Origin of the sequence: Stutzerimonas stutzeri SDM-LAC (genome assembly GCF_000235745.1) — a bacterium.
Taxonomy (GTDB): Bacteria; Pseudomonadota; Gammaproteobacteria; order Pseudomonadales; family Pseudomonadaceae; genus Stutzerimonas; species Stutzerimonas stutzeri_H.
Genome location: NZ_AGSX01000138.1, coordinates 15,384 through 31,524 on the forward strand (window position 1 = coordinate 15,384; position 16,141 = coordinate 31,524).

A 16,141-nucleotide genomic window follows, 5' to 3' on the forward strand; every position below is an offset into this window, starting at 1 on the left:
ACAAATAGTCGGGGCGAATCAGTAAAACAACCGAGCGTTGTTACGTCTAAATCACCACAACCAACCCAACCACAGCAAAGCGGCCAGCAGCCAAGCGCTCGTTGCCAGCGTGCCGGTATTCCAGAAGCGATTCCAGCGGCGCTCCCGTTGTCGCCAGCGCGAGGCCTCCGGGTGAGCGGTTGGCACAGTGATCGGCGGGTGCAGAACCAGACGTCGTAGTTGTAGCGAGAGCGTCAGCGCCGGGTTGGGGAGCTTCGTCAGGCGTGTCGGAACCTTCCAGCGGCGCTGCAATGCCAAGCTAGCCAAACCCAGCGCCAGCAGCAGCGGCCATAACGCCGCCCAGATGCCGCTTGGATAAAGACCATGCAGCATAGGCTCGCACAGGGCGGGCCAAAGCCAGGGCAAGAGCAACGAGCAACTGCTGAGCAGAGCCCAGGGCAGTACTTGAGCCGATGGCGGGCGGCTTGCCGAAGCATCACGAGCATCCCGATGGAGCAACCACAACGCGCGAATCAGTAACAGGGAAGTAGTCAGGCTGCTAAGGCTGAGCCAGATGATCCAGCCTTCGAACTCACTGGCATGCCAGACATCTTTCAGCGCCGTTTTGACTGCTCCACCGCTGGTCAGCGGCAAACCGACGATCGCCAGTGCTGGCAGCGCCAGCAGCGCCCAGCCGATACGGGGCAGGCGACCAGCGTGGATCAGACCTGCTGCCAGAAACAGAGCCCCTTTGGCCAGGCCGTGATGCACGCCGTAGAGCATCAGCACGACGGTCATCGCCTGCCGTTGCTCGGGCTGCCGCCAGGCGAGGGCCAGCAGCATCACCAGATAGCCCATCTGACTGACCGACGAGTAAGCCAGCACCGCCTTCGCCTTGCCCGCAACGAGGCCGAGCAGTGCAGGATAGACGGCACCGAAGATGCCCATGGCGAGCAACAGGCCCGCCCAGGCCGACAGCAACGGATCACTTTCCGGCAGGCAACGCCAGATGCCCAGCAGCCCGGCCTTGAGCATTGCGCCGGACAACACTGCGCTGGCCGGTGCTGGCGCGGCCGGGTGCGCCAGGGGCAACCAGACATGCAGCGGCCAAAACCCTGCTTTCAAGCCCAGACCGATCAGCAACAAGACCAGCGTCAGGCCGTCCATGGGCAACGCTTGCCAGGCGGCGAACGAGAAGTCGCCGCCAGCCGCGTGGCTGCGCAGCATCAAACCGGCCAGCAACGCCATCTCGCCAGAGATCGCCAGTTGCAGGTATAACCGCCCGGCGCGGCGAGGGCCGGGGCCGCCCTGATGAACGATCAACCCGTAGGCCGCGAGGCTCATGGCGCTGAAGCCGAGATAGAAGCTCAGCGCATCAGTGGCGATGATCAGTAACAGATTGCCCGCCAGTGCCAGCAGCCAAAACGTCCAGAAGCGCAGCCGCTTTGAATCATCCCGCTGACTACTGCTGGCAAAGATACCCGCACAACCCCAGAGCAACGCCGTGAACGCCAGCCAGGCGCGGGAAAGTGCATCATCGGCACCCCAGCGCACGCCCTCCCAGAGCATCGGCAGATCCAGCGTAGGCATCGGCTGAACGACCAGCACCAGCGCTGGAACGCAGGCCAGCCACAGCCAACCGATGGCGCGCTCGCGCCAGATCGCCAGGCTGACCGCTGCCAAAAGCGGCGCCAGCGGCACCAGCAACCAGAGCCAGGCACCACTCATAGCGCGAACTCCCGATTGACGATCAATTGCGCCCAGCCCAACGGACTCAGGGCAGTGCCCGCCAGCACACCCACCAGCACCGACAACCCGGCGGTAAACAGCGCCGGCAAAAGCAGCATCCAGTGCGTTTCCCAGCGTTCTTCGCGCCAGTTGTCTTCATGCCAGTCGGCGGGAGCGGCGAACCAGCCGCGCCAGAGCAGCGGCAGGAAATAGCCAGCGTTGAGTAGCGCCGAGCCCATCAGGACCAGCAGCACCCAGTCCTGGCCGACTTCCAGCGCGCCCATGCCCAACGCCCATTTGCTGACAAAGCCGGCAATGGGCGGAATCCCGATCATGCCCAGCGCACCGATGCTGAACGCGGCCATGGTCAGCGGCATACGCCGGCCGACACCGTCCATTTCACGGATGCGATGAATGCCCAGGGTTTCCGCGAAATTGCCTGCGCAATAGAACAAAGTGACTTTCATCAGGCCTTGGTGAACCAGATGGGCCAGCCCGCCCACTGCCGCGATGGGCCCGAGCAAGGCGACGCCAAGGGTGACGTAAGATACCTGGCTGATGGTCGAGTAGGCCAGGCGCTTTTTCAGCTCCTGCTGCTGCAGGGCGCGCATCGAGCCGTAGAGGATGGTCGCCGCGGCCAGCCACAGCAGCGGCCCGGCCATGTCCAGCTGCTCCAAGGCCTCGGCACCATAAACGTCATAGACCACCCGGATAATCCCGAACGCACCGGCCTTGACCACCGCCACCGCATGCAACAGCGCGCTGACCGGCGCTGGCGCCACCATCGCTTTCGGCAGCCAGCCATGCAGGGGAATCAGCGCGGCCTTGACCCCGAGCCCGGCGACCAACAGAACGAAGGCGACGCGCAAGGCCAAATCGTGCTCGCCCACCACCGGCAGCAGATAGCCGCCCGGTTGGAAGTCCTGCCCGCCGGCCAGGCCATGCAGCAGTGCCAAGCCCATCAAGACCAACGCACCACCGCCGATGGTATAGGCCAGGTAGACGCGCCCGGCGCGCAGCGCTTCGGCCGTACCGCGATGTACCACCAGCGGGAAGGTGGCCAGGGTCAGCATTTCATAGAACAACAGAAAGCTGACCAGATTGCCCGCCAGCGCGAGGCCTACGGTGGCGCTCACGCAGAGACTGAAATAGCCGAAGAAGCGCGATTGCAGCGGTGAGTTTTCCAGGTAGCCAATGGCATAAATGGTCGTCGCCAGCCATAGCACCGACGACAGTGCGACGAACAACAGCGACAACGCATCGCCCTGCAGTACCAGCGGCGCGCCGGGCAGAAACGGCAGGCTGAAGCGAAACTCCAGCCCACGGCTGACGCCATAGATCATCGCCCCGACCAGCAGCAGCTTGGTCACCACGCCGACGAGGTTGAGCGTGACCCGCAGCCGATGCTGCTCTTCACGCAGGGTAAAAATCAGAAGGCCTGGCACCAGCGAGCTGAGCACGATGGCCAAGGGTAACCAATGCGTCCAGTTCATCGCGCCACCCCACCGATCCACAGCAGCAACGGCTCGCTGATCAGCGCCAGGCTGAGCACCAACAGCGCCGGTAGCATCGCCAACCATTGCGCCAGGCGATCAGGCTTGACGCTCGGCGGATTGGGCCGCGCCCGGTCGAAACCCAGCGCCACCACTCGGAACACATAGGCCGCCGACATCAGCGTGCCGAGCAGCACGCCAAACGCCCATGGCCAATGCTGTGGCTGCTCGAACAGCGGTTGCAGCAAAAGCCACTTGGCGAGAAAGCCTCCGCTGGGCGGCAGACCGATCAGGCTGCCGCCCGCGACCGCGAAGGTTGCCATAGCCACCGGCATGTTCTGGCTGGCGCCTTTCAGCGCCTGCACCCGACGCGTACCCAGCACCCGCTGCAGCTCGCCGGCGGCCAGAAACATCGAGACCTTGGCCAGGCCATGGGCGAGGATGAACAGCCACAGCGCCGCTTCCATGCGCGGTTCCTGCCAGTGCAGCAACAGGCCGAGCGCCAGCAGCGCATAGCCCAGCTGGGCAACCGTCGAATAGGCCACCAGCATCTTCAGCCGCGGCGCGCGCAGCGCCGACCAGCCACCGGATATCAGCGCGAGAATGCCGGCTCCGGCGAACAGAAACCCGGCCTGGCGTCCCAGCTCCGGTGGTGCGATCTCGCTCCAGATCAGCCAGAGAATGTAGATCGGCCCCTTGACCACCAGCGCCGAGAGCAAGGCACTGACGGCTGTCGGCGCGCCCGAGTGGGCCGGTGGCAGCCACAGGTGCAGCGGCCACAATGCAGCCTTGAGCATCAGCCCGACACTCATCAGCAGCAGCGCCAGCCGGGTCGTTTTATCGGGCTCGGTCAGCTCAGCCAGTACCAGAACGTCCAGCACGCCGTAGCGGCCATAGAACAATGCGACACCAAACAGATAGGCGAGCGAACCGGCCAGCGACAGCATCAGGTAATTGAAGGCCGGTCGATAAGCCTTGCGCCCGGCCAGCGCCACCAATGCCACGGCACTGAGACTGAGCAGTTCGAGCGTCACATACAGGTTGAACAGGTCCGCCGACAGCCACAGTGCAGCCAGCGAGCCATGCAGCAGACAGGACAGGGGCCAGTAATCCTCGCTGCCGGTGGCGTGGGGGCTTCGTGCCGCGTACAAGGCCACCAGTAGATGCAGCCCTGCGGTGAATACCATCAGTAATGCAGTCAGCGGCGTCAGCTGGAAACGGATCGCCAGCGGCGTTTCCCAGCCGCCGATCTGCAACAGTTGTGGCCCGAGCTGCATCGCCTGCTGCAAGGCAAATGACGCGGCGATCAGGCTGGCAGCACTCACCCCGATCACGCAGAGGCCACTGCGACCGGGCCGCAGCAACACCAGCAGCAGCCCCGCAGCCAGCGGTAATGACAGGCTCAGCAATGCCGCATTCATTGCCGCGGCTCCTGCTGTTGCTGTTGCTGCGATGGAGGCTGACTGCCATGCGCCACACTGGCCAACCGCAGCGCCAGCGCTGTCGCACTGATCGCCACCACCAGCCCGGTTACCACCAGCGCGACCAGCAGCGGATCACTCGGCTGGCTGCGCGTGGCCAGGGCGATCATCACCAGGAACACACCGCTGCCCATCAGGTTGAAGGCGATAATCCTGCGCAGCGCCTGGCGCAGGGTCAGCAGCCCGTGCAGCCCAAGCAACCACAGCGCAGCACCGATGATCGTCCAGAACAGGCTGCTGCTCATGAGGCGACGTCCTCCCCTTCGCCCACCACCAGCAGACTGAGGCTTGCCGCGATCGATAGCGTCGCGACAGCTTCGATCATCAGGATCAGCAGTTTGGCCGCATCGCTCGGGTACGTCAGCCAGCCATCGCCCAGCCAGGCTGTCGCCAACGCAACGCCAACGAACACCAGCAGGCCACCCAAGACCAGCAAGCGCAACGGCATGAATGACCAGCGCAAGCGGGGCAGCAGACCCGATAACCGCAGCAGCACCACGCCAGAGGCCAGCAGCGCACCGGCCTGAAAGGCGCCACCCGGCGCACTCGCGCCCCGCCAGAGAATGTAGCCGGCGGCCAGCACCAGTAGCGGCGCCAGCACCCGCGCCCAGGCCCGCAGCAGCGGCCAGGGTTCGACCAGATCCAGCGGGCGCGGCCCGAGCTGCCGGGCGCCGAGCAGCGCCAGCAACAGGACGGCCAGTTCGAGCAAGGTGTCCCAGGCGCGATAGTTCAGCAGCACCGCAGTCACCGGATGGCTGACGCCGGTTTCGTCCAGATGTCGCGATATCAATGCTGGCAGACGCGGCTCGACCTCACTCAGCGGCGCGAGCCCTTGCACCAGCAGGATCAGCATCGGCAGCACCACGGCTGCCGCGCCGAGGCGCAATCGCGTGCCAGTGGCCTCCGGCAGATATGCAGGCCCAGGCTGGCGCGACAGTGCCGTGAACAGCAAGACGCCGGTAAGCCCCGCGCCGATGGCCGCCTCGGCCAGCGCCAGGTCTGCTGCGCCGAGTCGCGCCCAGACCAGCGCCAGCGCCAGGCCAAAGGCGATGAACAGCAGCACGCTGGCGTAGAGATTGCGACCATGCAGCGCGCCGAAGGCAAGCCCGAGCACCAGCAAGCCGAGTACCCCGTCGAACAGCCACTCAGTCATCGCGTGGCTCCTCGCCAGCCTGCCGCGCGAGCAATTGGCACGCCGTGGCGCTGGAGGCCAGCAGCAACAGCCAGATCAGCAGCATCTGCCCGACCTCCCAGAAGCTGTCGGCACGCAGCGAGAGGCCGGCGATGACCAGCCCGAGGCCCAGGGTGTCGGCCTTGGTCAGGGCATGCAGACGGCTGACGGTATCGGGAAAGCGCAGCAGACCGATGCTGCCTGCCACGAAGAACAGCAGGCCGCCGATCAGCAGCAACCAGCTGAGGCCATTCAGCAGTAGTTCAATCATGCCGACCACGTCGCAGCAGTTGTACCAGCGCAGCGCTCGCCACGGCAGCGAGCAAACCCAGCAGCAGCGCCACATCACGCAACGCTGGCTGCTCTTGCCATTGCGCCAGCACCAGCAGCAAAGCCGTGCCGGTGGTGCCGAACAGTTGAATGGCCAGCAGCCGGTCTACCCGTGCCGGTCCCAGCACCACGCGCCCGAGCCCAATGATGATGGTCAGCAGCAACAGCGTCGAATACAGCGCCATCAAGGCCTGCCTCCGGGCGCGAGCAATCGTTCCAGTCGCCGTTCGAGGCTGTGCACGGTGGCCTCCCAGGGCTGCCGCTCATCGAGCACGTGCACGCGCATCCGGTTGCCCTCCACCCGCGAGGCCAGGGTGCCGGGCAACAGGCCGACCAGTGCCGAGAGCACCAGCCTTACCTGCGGTGAAGAAGACGTGAGGGTGTAATCAAGCCAGGCCGGCTGCAGCGGCCGGTTGGGATGCAGCGCGCGCAATGCCACATCCCAGGCGCCTGCGGTCATCTTGCCGAGAAAGAACCGGAGAAAACCCGGCAGCGCAGCCAGCGACGGATGCCAGGGGCGAAGTCCCAGCCAGAGCGACAGCCCGGCAGCGAGCAGAATGCTCGGTACGCCCAAGGTCCAGCCGGCCCCTTCGGTGAACAACGCCCAGACCAACGCATACAGCGCCACCCAGCCTAGCCCGTCGAGCCAGCGGCGCTGCCCTCCGAGTTCGCTCATCGCTGTATCTCCTTGTTTGACCACGTTCTGTATTGAACGTGGCCGGCGCTGCGGCGTTCCGCTGTCCCGACGCTCAGGCTTGTTTCAATGCGTTGCCAACAGCTCAGCTCGTCGACTGGCAACGGATTTCAAGCGATTCGCCCGGCGCGAGCTCGCGCTTTCCTTCAGCGTAGTGCAACGGCACCGGGGCGACGTTGGCGGAATCGGCCCGTACCACCAGCGCGCCATTGGCCAGTTGCAGATGCAGGCGCGCCTGCCGAACCAGCAGGGACAGCGAGACCGGCGGCAGCGAAGCCGGCAGCGACGGGAACAGGTGCAGCCCATCGAGTTCCAGCCGAACGCCCAGGTAGTGACGCTGCAACACGTCCAGCGAGCCGCTCATGGCGCCGAGGTGCACGCCCTCTTGGGTGCCGCGATTGCCTGGCGAACCCAGGTCGGTGGCCAGTGCCTGCTGGTAGTAAGCCCAGGACGCCTCAAGGTCGATGTCGGCGAGCGCACCGGCACACACCACTTTGGACAGACTCGACTCGTGGGTGATGCGCGCCAAGTGGTAGGCCAGGGTGCGCCGCGCGCTGGGGGCGTCATGAGGATAACCAAGACGCTGGAGAATCCCCTGCAGGGTCTGTTGAGGCACCAGGTAGTAGGCCATCAGCACATCGGCCTGCTTGGTCAGCTGGTAACGGTCGCAGCTGTCATGCCGCGCTTCGAGCATCCAGTCCAGTCTCGGACGGTCACCGTGCAGCCATTCCTGCGGAGGCGCTTCCAGCTGGTCGAAACCCTCGAACTGACTGAGCAGTTGATCATCGACGAATGGCAGGTAAAGGCCCTTGGCGACCGCTTGCCAGTGCTCCGGCTCGTCCGGCTCTAGCGCCAGGCGCCGTCGCAGGGCGTCCGCATCGGGCTCGCTGAGCAATGCCAGCACCTGCCGCGCACGGTCCAGCGTCCAGGCCGCCATCAGATTGGTATAGGTGTTGTTGTTCAGCCCGGGTTCAGCCGCGTCCGGGTAGCTGTTGTGATACTCGTCGGGGCCGATCACGCCGCAAATCAGGTAGCGCTGTCGCGACGTATCGAACTGCGCAATGCTGGCCCAGAACCGCGCCACTTCGATGATCAGCTCGCCAACGGGGCCGGCCAACAGCGCCTCGTCAGCGGTGGCCAGGTAGAGTTGCCAGGCATCGTAGGCCACGGCCGAACCGATGTGCCGTTGCAGACGGGTATGGTCGGCCATCCAGCGGCCCGACATCGGGTTGCACTGCCAGGGCGGCGTTTCCTCCTCGCCGGTTCGGGCGCTGCGCCAGGGAAACATGGCGCCACGCAAACCGGCTCGGTGCGCCCGTTCGCGCGCCTTGCCGAGCCGAGCGTAGCGGTAATCCAGAAGGCTTCTGGCCAGCTCCGGCCAATGGGTCGCGAGTACCGGAAACGCAAACAGCTCGTCCCAAAACACCTGACCGAAATAGCCTTCCATCCAGCCTCTCGGCGGAAAGCCAAGGTCGCGGCCGACACTGTGTGGCGAAACTGTTTGCAGCAGGTGAAAAGCATGAAAGTGCAACGTTCGCTGAAGCTCTGGATCGTCCGAGGCGAGTGAGTGCGCCTGCCACAGGGTTCTCCAGGCCTCGGCGCTCGCCTGTTCCAGCTGCTCATACTCGCCGCCAGGCAACTGTCGCCATGCCTCGCTACGGGCATCCTTATCGGTAACCGGGCACTCCTCGTCGATCAGCACCACCACCCGCTTTTCCACGATCAACCGACCGTCGTCCGGCACCGCGCAGCGGGCGTCCTGAATCAGTCGCTGTTCGTGGGTGGTGCTACGCCATTGGAGCTGTCGCCCAGGCGTCCGGAGCTGCATCGCCATCGCCAGGCGCTGGCGATGATCATGCAATCGGGCGCTGAGGGTGGTGGTGCCGTTGTCGTCATGGTCGAACGCCAGGTGCTGCAGACGGCGCCCTTCATAGGCGCGGTTGCGCTCCACCCCGGCGTTAACTACGCCACCGTCGAGCACTGAGCGCAGGCGCACCTCGACACCGGGCGGCAGCTGCAACTCCCAGCGCAACACGGCGAGATTGGGCGTTGCCATGCTGACCAGACGACGCTCCAGCAGCTCCACCCGATGCCCCGCCAGCTCGAAGCTGAGTTGCCGCTCGAGCACGCCATCATTCAGATTCAGCGCTTGCCGATAGCGCTGCAAATCGACCCCATCGAGGCTGAACCAGTCGCCATCCTCCAGCGCAAAGCTGAGACCGAACGGATCGGGCAAATTGACCAGCGCTGCCATGTGCACCGAATCGCCATTGACCTCGCGCGGCGCCTCGTCATACCAGCCAGCGCGGTAGAAGCCGGCGTAGTGCTTGCTGTCATCCGCATGGAGCCTTAGCGATGCTTCAGGAGCACTGGCCCGCCACGACAAGACGCCGTTGCCCAAGGCCAGCAAGGCTTCGCGACGACGCTCGTCATCGCGGTCGTAATGTTCGAAGACGATCTGGGACGCCGTGTTCGATTCAGCCATCGAGGACCCTCGCCTTGTCGAGCAGCGTCCGCGCCAGCTCGACCACCTGCTGCCGATCAGCATAGGCAGGCTGCGAGCCGTAACCGGTGACCGCCAGATTAGCGGCAGCCACGCCCCACGCAGCGGCCTCACGCGGCTCAAGGCCTTCGAGCATGGCCACGGCGAACACGCCGGTAAAAGCATCCCCCGCGCCAGTCGTATCGACCGGCTCCACTTCACTCGGCGGGATGTGCAGGGTCTGGTCAGATGTCGCCAATACGCAACCGCCATCGCCCAGCTTGATGCACACCAGCGCGGGCCCGTCGCGTTGCAGCTGGCGAGCGGCATCGGCGAGTTTGTCCATAGAGTCGAGCGAGTGGCCGACCAGCCCCTCGGCTTCCGAGACGTTTGGTGTGATTGCATGCAGCTTGGGCAACAGCCCCTCGTCGACCCGGTCAGGGAAGGATGGATCGAGCACCGCCGGAATGTCCTTTCGATCCGCTGCCTCCAGCGCCTTGTTTACCACTCGCGCCGGCACTTCATAGTCGAGCACCAAGCAGGCGGGCGTTTCGCAGCCGTCGATCACGGCAATCATGGCGTCGATGGCAGCCTCGTCCCAACAATCGTTGGCATTCGTCGCCAGGACGATGTTCTTCTTCGCGTCTGGCGGCACCATGATCATCGACACGCCAGTGGACTGGCCGGCTGCCCGCCCGACGTTCTCGACCTCGACGCCGGCCTGGCGCAGCGGGGCGAGCGCTTGTTCGGCCAGCTCATCGTCGCCGACGCGGCCAAGCAACAGGCTGCGATGACCGAAACGAGCGCCGATGAAAGCCGTATTGCTTGCCTTGCCGCCAGACAAACGACACAAATCATGGGCCAGCTGGGTTTCTTTGCTACCGACAGGTTCGTCCACTCGCACCTGGAAATCGGCGTTGATGCTGCCAAGCGACAGCAAGGTGAGGCGTTGCATAGGCATGCTCCGACGGCTCAGGCTCGTACTTCAACGGACCTGAACCGGCGGCGAGGGTTCGCGTTTCGCTGAGCGCGGGGACTCAGCCGAGCCGCAACCGCACGGTGGGGCTGCGCTGGATATCACCACGCCTATCTGCCACATGCTGTACGGCGCGAGCGCCCTTCAAACAGGCTCTGCACGACCGACTCGAACGCCTCGACGAGACGCCACACGCTCATACCACACGCACCAAACACAGGCGAAACGCCCCATTCTTGCGCACGTCTCGTCGTCACCGTCTCGACCGTTCGCCTGCATCGCGAAGTAATGCTGGAGCTTCGCTGTAAACGGAATAGAATTCGCATCCCCCAAGACGCAGCCCACCATCCCGGCGCTGCGTTTGCCGAATGCCCTATCCGGGTGGCCGGTCTGATGCTGGAGATACACGATGTCTACCGAACCCGTCACCCTGATGGTGGCCCGCCGCGTGCGCGATGGCCGCTACCACGACCTCCTCGCCTGGCTGCATGAAGGCGAAGAACTGGCCGCGGACTTTCCCGGCTACCTCGGCTCCGGCGTATTGGCGCCTCCGCCTGGCGACGATGAATTTCAGATCGTCTTCCGCTTCGCCGACGAGCAAACCCTAGACCACTGGGGGCATTCGGCATCGCGTCGGGCCTGGCTGCAGCGTGGCAGTGAGCTCTTCGGCCAACCCTTCGAGCACCGCGCGCGCGGCATCGACGCCTGGTTTGGCGGCACCGACAGCCCGCCGCCGCCGCGCTGGAAGCAAAGCGTTGCGATTTGGCTAGCGTTCTTTCCGGTCTCGCTGCTGTTCAATGTGCTGTTCGGCGGCATGCTCGGCGAGCTGAGCCTGGTGCTGCGGATACTGATCAGCACCCTGACCCTGACCCCGCTGATGACTTACCTGTTCATTCCGCTGTCTACCAGGCTGCTGGCTAGCTGGCTGCAGCGCTCGCCGCGTCCACGGGTGCAACCCGCTGAACAGCCGATTACTGCCCGCTGATCGGAACGGCCGCGGCAACATAACAAATTTGTTGCCGCCATTCGCCTGACGCCATTAAAGTGCCACCACTGCCTGTCGATATATGACTGGGCGGTCGCGCCTGTGGGCGCCTCTCGGCGCGTTCGCTTCCCACAGCCAGAGACCCAGTCGAGGCGACCTGCGATAAGGGTCACCGCGACGGCTCAACAAGCACCTGCCGCAGCGGATGGACAGCTGATGAATCACCAGAAACCGTTTTTCCGAGCTTCGGTCGCCCTGCTGGCCCTGACCTGCCTGCTGTTTCCGTCCACTGCGCCGCATGCAGCACAGACGCTGCACCTGCTCAATTGGGAGGAATATCTCAGCGAAGCGGTAATCGAACGCTGGGAAGCCGAAACGGGCGTGAAGATCGAGCAGGTCTACTTCGACAGCGGTGACAAACGCGACGAAGTTCTGGCCAAACCCGACCATCTGATCGACATCGCGCTGACCGAGCGGATAAGCGCCTCGCGCTTCGGCCAACGTGGGCTGCTCGATCGGCTCGATGAGCAAGCGCTGCCCAATCTCAGGCACATTCCAAAGCGTTGGCGTGACGGCTGCGGCGCGCACGGCATTCCCTACCTCTGGGGCACGCTCGGCATCGCCTACCGGGCCGACCGCCTTCCGAAGGCGCCACAATCCTGGGCGGACCTGCTCGTGCCGACCAACCGCGACGAACCGCACATCATCATGATGGAGGACCACGAAGACATCCTCGCCGGCGCGTTGCTGCATCAACGACGCTCAATCAACACGTCGAACAATGACGAGCTGAAGGCGGCCTTCGAGCTGCTGCAGGCGCAGTCGCCCGCAGTGCTCACTTACGAGTACGTGATCACCTCGCTGCGCAGCCAGCGTTACCTCGACAAGGCCGACATGGCCCTGGCCTACAGCGGTGACCAGCAGGTGCTTAACGATATAGAAGGCGTCGACGGCGAGCCCTGGCGCTACATGGTGCCCGAGGAAGGCACGCTGCTTTGGGTCGATTGTCTGTCCGTCCCGACCAATGGTGCGCAGAAGGCGTTGGCCTATCGTTTCCTGAACTTCCTCAACAACCCGCAGATTGCGTCGCTGAACAGTGCTGAGCTGGGGGTGGCCACCACCAACGCCGCGGCCAAGGCGCTGTTGCCTGAGGAGGTACGCCAGGACCCGACCATCTATCCGCCCGAAGCGGTATTGAAGAACAGCCAAGTCTACGAGTCGCGCCCCCTGGAAGCGACGCAGACACGGCGACGCATCATCAGCGCCCTGATCAACGCCCATGACGCTCGGTAAGCGCGCACTGCTGGTGATCTTTCCGGTCATCCTGGTCGTCCAGCTGCTCGCCGCCACGATGGCCTACATGACCCAGCGCGCATCGCTGTTGGGTCTCGAGCAGGCACGCCTGGCGCAACGGTTGTCGGCGTTGAAATCGGCCTATCTGGATTATCAGGCGTTCAATCGCAGCGCCCTCTACTCGATCACCGATAGCGAAGCGCTGCGGTCGTTCTTGCGCGAGTCGGACACCGCCTACCGCAACGACACCCTTGGTCTGCGCATCCAGCAGAGCATTCGCTCGCTCTCCAGTGCACGGCTGTCGTTCGTCTCCTTTGCCATCGTCGAGCCTGACGACGAAGTCGCCTATTACTTCGAAAGCAGCCTGTCGCCGTTCGCCAGGATGAATGCCACCCAGCAGCGGATCGTGAGAGAGGCCAAGCAGGCCGCGGACACCGATGAAATGATCTATGTAGAAAGTGTCGAAGGCGGGCCGCTGCTGTTGGACACCGATTTTATTCTGCCAGCCACCGCCACCCGCCCTCTGCCTAGCCAGCGCGAAGAGGCATTTACCCTGCAGCTGGCCGTGCGGCCGGAGCAGTTCATCGCGCTGAAGGCCCAGCTCGAATCGGACTATGATGCCGCGGTAGAAATCGCCCCGACGCTGGGCACAACCCCGTCGCGCCTGTCAGCGGATGTCGAGCTGTCGGCATCGTTGATGGCTCGGCTGACGCCTGCGCCGCACTACCTTGCTGATCGCTTGCGCACACTCAGCCTCGCCTTCCTCATCGGCGGCTCGCTGATCTGCCTGATCACCAGCGGATTGTTGCTGCTGCTGATCCGCCGCTACGTCACTGACCCCATCAGCGACCTGGGCCAGCAGCTCACCGACCTGCTGCTGTGCAAGCGAACGGCGCTGGACGAGCCCACCGACGGCGGCGAGATCGGCCGCCTGACGTTGAACATGAAGACGCTCCACGACCGCAACACAGAAGCCTTGCAGCGCATTCAGGAAATTTCCTGGACCGACAGCCTGACTCACATCAGCAACCGCGCCCATTTCGGCATATTGGCTGCGGCAATGCATAAGAAGTGCGAGCAAGGCGGACAACGGCTGGCACTGCTTTTTCTCGACCTGGACAATTTCAAGCAGGTCAACGATCAGCACGGCCATGACGCCGGTGATGCGCTGCTGCGGATCTTTGCGCTGCGTGCAAAAGGCGCGCTTGAACGACATTGCGAATCCCGTCCGGAGACCGAAACGGCCTTCGCCCGGCTTTCCGGTGACGAGTTCGCCGTCCTGCTCATGTCACCGGCTGCAAGCGACAGCCTGGCCGAACTCACTGACGCCTTGCTTGGCCTGTGCCGCGGCGGTTTCCGCGTGGATGATCGCCTCTACCAAGTCAGCGTCAGCATCGGCACCGCCCGTTATCCCGACGATGCCGCGTCGATCACCCAATTGCTCACGCGGGCCGACAGCGCGATGTATCAGGCCAAAGCCATGGGTAAGAACTTTGCGGTGGCTTTTTCGGCAGAGCTGGAGCAACGCGACCAGCGCATCCGCGTGATCGAGGAACAGTTGCGTACCCTCGATGGCGACGACCAGTTCCGCCTGGTGTACATGCCGGCAGTGGATCGTGACGGTGCGGTGGTCAGCTGCGAGGCGCTGCTGCGCTGGCATTCGCCCTTGCTGGGGACAGTCTCGCCAGGCGAATTCATCCCCATTGCCGAGCGTGCAGGCCTGTTTCCGAAGATCGACAGCTGGGTGATCGATCATGCGCTAGCCGGTTATCCGCGACTGGTCAGCCTGTTCGGCGAGGGCGTTATCCTGGCGATCAATGTGTCATCCGCGCAACTGGACGATGACCGCCTGTGCGGCTACCTGACCGAACGCGCCGCGCATCATGGTATCTGCACCAGCCTCATCGAAATCGAGCTCACCGAGACCTTCGCCGCTGAACTCAGCAGCAACACCATGGCGGCGGTGAATGCGATTCGGATGGCCGGATTCCGTGTCGCCATTGACGATTTCGGTGTTGGCTACACCTCGATCCAGCAACTGCTCGAATACCCGGCCGACACCATCAAGCTGGACATGGCGATCGTTCAGCGACTGACCCGCCCGGAGATGCAGCAAAGCCTCGCGGCGCTTGTCGCGTTCTGCCAGGCCCAGGGCAAACGGGTCAATGCCGAGGGTGTCGACAGTCTGGAGAAACAATCCGCGCTGCTGCAGGCCGGCTGCGATTTGTTCCAGGGCTACCTGATCTCGCCACCGCGCTCGGTAGCGGCGTTGGCGGAATGGGTGGCGGTGCGTACACAGTCAGAAGCCGAGTTGCGTCTGGAACGGTTGCCACCGCGCACCGCTGTGCAGGCCAGCTAGCCGCGTCGCGCGCCAGTTTGGGCGCTTGCGCAGGCTGTACCCATTCGGGCGCAGCCTCTGACTTTTTCAGATCCCGGCGCGGCTGCATCAGCCATTGTCGTCCTGCTCCTTTTCGCCCAGCCGGCGATAGAGCGTGCGTCGGCCGATGCCGAGCAATGCGGCCGCGCGTCGCTTGTTGCCCTCGACCCGCTCCAGCACATGGCGGATATAGCGCATCTCCAGCTCATCCAGGGTGGGCAGCAAGGGACCATCGATCATCAATCCAAGCAGGTCGTCGGCACGAGCGCTGGGTGTGCTCTCCTGATAGCTGGTGATGCGCGCCGGCAGGTGTTCCAGCTCAATGCTACGGCCATGGCAGAAGGTTACGGCGCGCTCCATGGCGTTCTGCAATTCCCGCACGTTGCCAGGAAAAGGATAGCGCCGCAGCTGTTCCAGTGCCGTGCGCGACAGACCGCGAACCGGACGGCCATCGCGCGCGGCGAAATGCGCGACGAAACCGGCGGCCAGCAACTCGCGATCTTCCTCGCGGTCGCGCAGGGGCGGCACTTGCAGAATGAAAGTCTCCAGGCGGAAAAACAGGTCCTCGCGAAACGATTCGCGGCCGGCCGCGGTTTCAAGCGGGCGGTTGCTCGCGGCGATGATGCGTACATCGACGTTCAGTTCTCGTTCGCCGCCCACCGGACGGATGGTGCCTTCCTGCAACACGCGCAGCAGCTTGGCCTGCAGCGGCAGCGGCATTTCCCCAATCTCGTCGAGAAACAGGGTGCCGCCATCTGCTTGCTGGAATAGCCCCTTGTGGGTGCGACTGGCACCGGTAAAGGCACCGGCGGCATGACCAAAGAATTCGCTTTCCAGCAATTCGGCCGGCAGCCCGGCACAGTTGATAGCCAGAAACGGCCGTTGCGCCCGCTCGCTCTCGGCGTGTATGGCGCGAGCGACCAGCTCCTTGCCGGTGCCGCTTTCGCCGATCACCAGCACCGGCCCAGCTGCGCGGGCCAGTTGGCGGATCTGATCGAACAGTTCACGCATCACTCGGCTGCGGCCGAGCATGCCATGGAAGCGATCATCGCTGAGCAGCTGCTGAAAGCGTCGCACCTCGTCGCGCAGCCGGCGCGTTTCCAACGCGCGCGACACGGCCAAGCCGAGGTGCTCGAGGTCCAGCGGCTTGGT

At 64.2% G+C, this 16,141-nt stretch carries 14 protein-coding genes; 3 read left to right on the forward strand and 11 right to left on the reverse strand.

The window, feature by feature from the left end; all coding sequences use genetic code 11:
* Positions 1-51: 51 nt before the first annotated feature.
* The 10 genes from PSTU_RS0114450 to PSTU_RS0114495 form a co-directional block, all read right to left on the reverse strand.
* Positions 52-1,707, reverse strand: a complete 1,656-nt coding sequence (locus PSTU_RS0114450) for a proton-conducting transporter membrane subunit (protein WP_019341741.1) — start codon at positions 1,705-1,707, stop codon at positions 52-54.
* Positions 1,704-3,200, reverse strand: a complete 1,497-nt coding sequence (locus PSTU_RS0114455) for a complex I subunit 5 family protein (RefSeq protein WP_019341742.1) — start codon at positions 3,198-3,200, stop codon at positions 1,704-1,706. The genes PSTU_RS0114450 and PSTU_RS0114455 overlap by 4 nt, the downstream gene beginning before the upstream one ends.
* Positions 3,197-4,621 carry a complex I subunit 5 family protein gene (locus PSTU_RS0114460; RefSeq protein ID WP_019341743.1) on the reverse strand — a complete coding sequence of 475 codons (1,425 nt, stop codon included), beginning with the start codon at positions 4,619-4,621 and terminating at the stop codon, positions 3,197-3,199. The genes PSTU_RS0114455 and PSTU_RS0114460 overlap by 4 nt, the downstream gene beginning before the upstream one ends.
* Positions 4,618-4,926, reverse strand: a complete 309-nt coding sequence (locus PSTU_RS0114465) for an NADH-quinone oxidoreductase subunit K (protein ID WP_019341744.1) — start codon at positions 4,924-4,926, stop codon at positions 4,618-4,620. The genes PSTU_RS0114460 and PSTU_RS0114465 overlap by 4 nt, the downstream gene beginning before the upstream one ends.
* Positions 4,923-5,834, reverse strand: a complete 912-nt coding sequence (locus PSTU_RS0114470) for a hydrogenase subunit MbhD domain-containing protein (protein ID WP_019341745.1) — start codon at positions 5,832-5,834, stop codon at positions 4,923-4,925. Before PSTU_RS0114470 ends, PSTU_RS0114465 begins: the two co-directional genes overlap by 4 nt.
* Positions 5,827-6,123, reverse strand: coding sequence for a cation:proton antiporter (locus tag PSTU_RS0114475; protein WP_019341746.1), 297 nt, complete (start codon positions 6,121-6,123; stop codon positions 5,827-5,829). The genes PSTU_RS0114470 and PSTU_RS0114475 overlap by 8 nt, the downstream gene beginning before the upstream one ends.
* The gene (locus tag PSTU_RS0114480; protein WP_019341747.1) at positions 6,116-6,367 is read right to left on the reverse strand and encodes a monovalent cation/H+ antiporter complex subunit F; all 252 of its coding nucleotides are present in this window, start codon (positions 6,365-6,367) and stop codon (positions 6,116-6,118) included. The genes PSTU_RS0114475 and PSTU_RS0114480 overlap by 8 nt, the downstream gene beginning before the upstream one ends.
* Complete coding sequence (locus PSTU_RS0114485) at positions 6,367-6,858, reverse strand: Na+/H+ antiporter subunit E (protein WP_019341748.1); 492 nt, start codon at positions 6,856-6,858, stop codon at positions 6,367-6,369. Before PSTU_RS0114485 ends, PSTU_RS0114480 begins: the two co-directional genes overlap by 1 nt.
* Positions 6,859-6,961: 103 nt before the next feature.
* On the reverse strand, positions 6,962-9,361 hold the full coding sequence (locus tag PSTU_RS0114490) for a glycoside hydrolase family 65 protein (RefSeq protein ID WP_019341749.1): 2,400 nt from the start codon (positions 9,359-9,361) through the stop codon (positions 6,962-6,964).
* Complete coding sequence (locus PSTU_RS0114495) at positions 9,354-10,313, reverse strand: PfkB family carbohydrate kinase (RefSeq protein ID WP_019341750.1); 960 nt, start codon at positions 10,311-10,313, stop codon at positions 9,354-9,356. The genes PSTU_RS0114490 and PSTU_RS0114495 overlap by 8 nt, the downstream gene beginning before the upstream one ends.
* A gap of 430 nt (positions 10,314-10,743) precedes the next feature.
* Here PSTU_RS0114495 and PSTU_RS0114500 point away from each other — a divergent pair, with 430 nt between their 5' ends.
* The 3 genes from PSTU_RS0114500 (at position 10,744) to PSTU_RS0114510 (ending at position 14,971) form a co-directional block, all read left to right on the forward strand.
* On the forward strand, positions 10,744-11,319 hold the full coding sequence (locus PSTU_RS0114500) for an antibiotic biosynthesis monooxygenase (protein ID WP_019341751.1): 576 nt from the start codon (positions 10,744-10,746) through the stop codon (positions 11,317-11,319).
* Between the two features lie 216 nt (positions 11,320-11,535).
* The gene (locus PSTU_RS0114505; protein ID WP_019341752.1) at positions 11,536-12,612 is read left to right on the forward strand and encodes an ABC transporter substrate-binding protein; all 1,077 of its coding nucleotides are present in this window, start codon (positions 11,536-11,538) and stop codon (positions 12,610-12,612) included.
* Positions 12,599-14,971: a putative bifunctional diguanylate cyclase/phosphodiesterase gene (locus tag PSTU_RS0114510; protein WP_019341753.1), complete on the forward strand. Its 2,373-nt coding sequence runs from the start codon at positions 12,599-12,601 to the stop codon at positions 14,969-14,971. Before PSTU_RS0114505 ends, PSTU_RS0114510 begins: the two co-directional genes overlap by 14 nt.
* Positions 14,972-15,058: 87 nt before the next feature.
* Here the strand turns inward: PSTU_RS0114510 and PSTU_RS0114515 are convergent.
* Positions 15,059-16,141 (reverse strand): sigma-54 interaction domain-containing protein (locus PSTU_RS0114515; protein ID WP_019341754.1); only part of this gene is annotated, 1,083 nt, incomplete at its 5' end.

Bases quoted from the DNA above. Each gene is read 5' to 3' on its own strand.
- PSTU_RS0114450 (WP_019341741.1), bottom strand. From the start codon at position 1,707: ATGAGTGGTGCCTGGCTCTGGTTGCTGGTGCCGCTGGCGCCGCTTTTG.
- PSTU_RS0114455 (WP_019341742.1), bottom strand. From the start codon at position 3,200: ATGAACTGGACGCATTGGTTACCCTTGGCCATCGTGCTCAGCTCGCTG.
- PSTU_RS0114460 (WP_019341743.1), bottom strand. From the start codon at position 4,621: ATGAATGCGGCATTGCTGAGCCTGTCATTACCGCTGGCTGCGGGGCTG.
- PSTU_RS0114465 (WP_019341744.1), bottom strand. From the start codon at position 4,926: ATGAGCAGCAGCCTGTTCTGGACGATCATCGGTGCTGCGCTGTGGTTG.
- PSTU_RS0114470 (WP_019341745.1), bottom strand. From the start codon at position 5,834: ATGACTGAGTGGCTGTTCGACGGGGTACTCGGCTTGCTGGTGCTCGGG.
- PSTU_RS0114475 (WP_019341746.1), bottom strand. From the start codon at position 6,123: ATGATTGAACTACTGCTGAATGGCCTCAGCTGGTTGCTGCTGATCGGC.
- PSTU_RS0114480 (WP_019341747.1), bottom strand. From the start codon at position 6,367: ATGGCGCTGTATTCGACGCTGTTGCTGCTGACCATCATCATTGGGCTC.
- PSTU_RS0114485 (WP_019341748.1), bottom strand. From the start codon at position 6,858: ATGAGCGAACTCGGAGGGCAGCGCCGCTGGCTCGACGGGCTAGGCTGG.
- PSTU_RS0114490 (WP_019341749.1), bottom strand. From the start codon at position 9,361: ATGGCTGAATCGAACACGGCGTCCCAGATCGTCTTCGAACATTACGAC.
- PSTU_RS0114495 (WP_019341750.1), bottom strand. From the start codon at position 10,313: ATGCAACGCCTCACCTTGCTGTCGCTTGGCAGCATCAACGCCGATTTC.
- PSTU_RS0114500 (WP_019341751.1), top strand. From the start codon at position 10,744: ATGTCTACCGAACCCGTCACCCTGATGGTGGCCCGCCGCGTGCGCGAT.
- PSTU_RS0114505 (WP_019341752.1), top strand. From the start codon at position 11,536: ATGAATCACCAGAAACCGTTTTTCCGAGCTTCGGTCGCCCTGCTGGCC.
- PSTU_RS0114510 (WP_019341753.1), top strand. From the start codon at position 12,599: ATGACGCTCGGTAAGCGCGCACTGCTGGTGATCTTTCCGGTCATCCTG.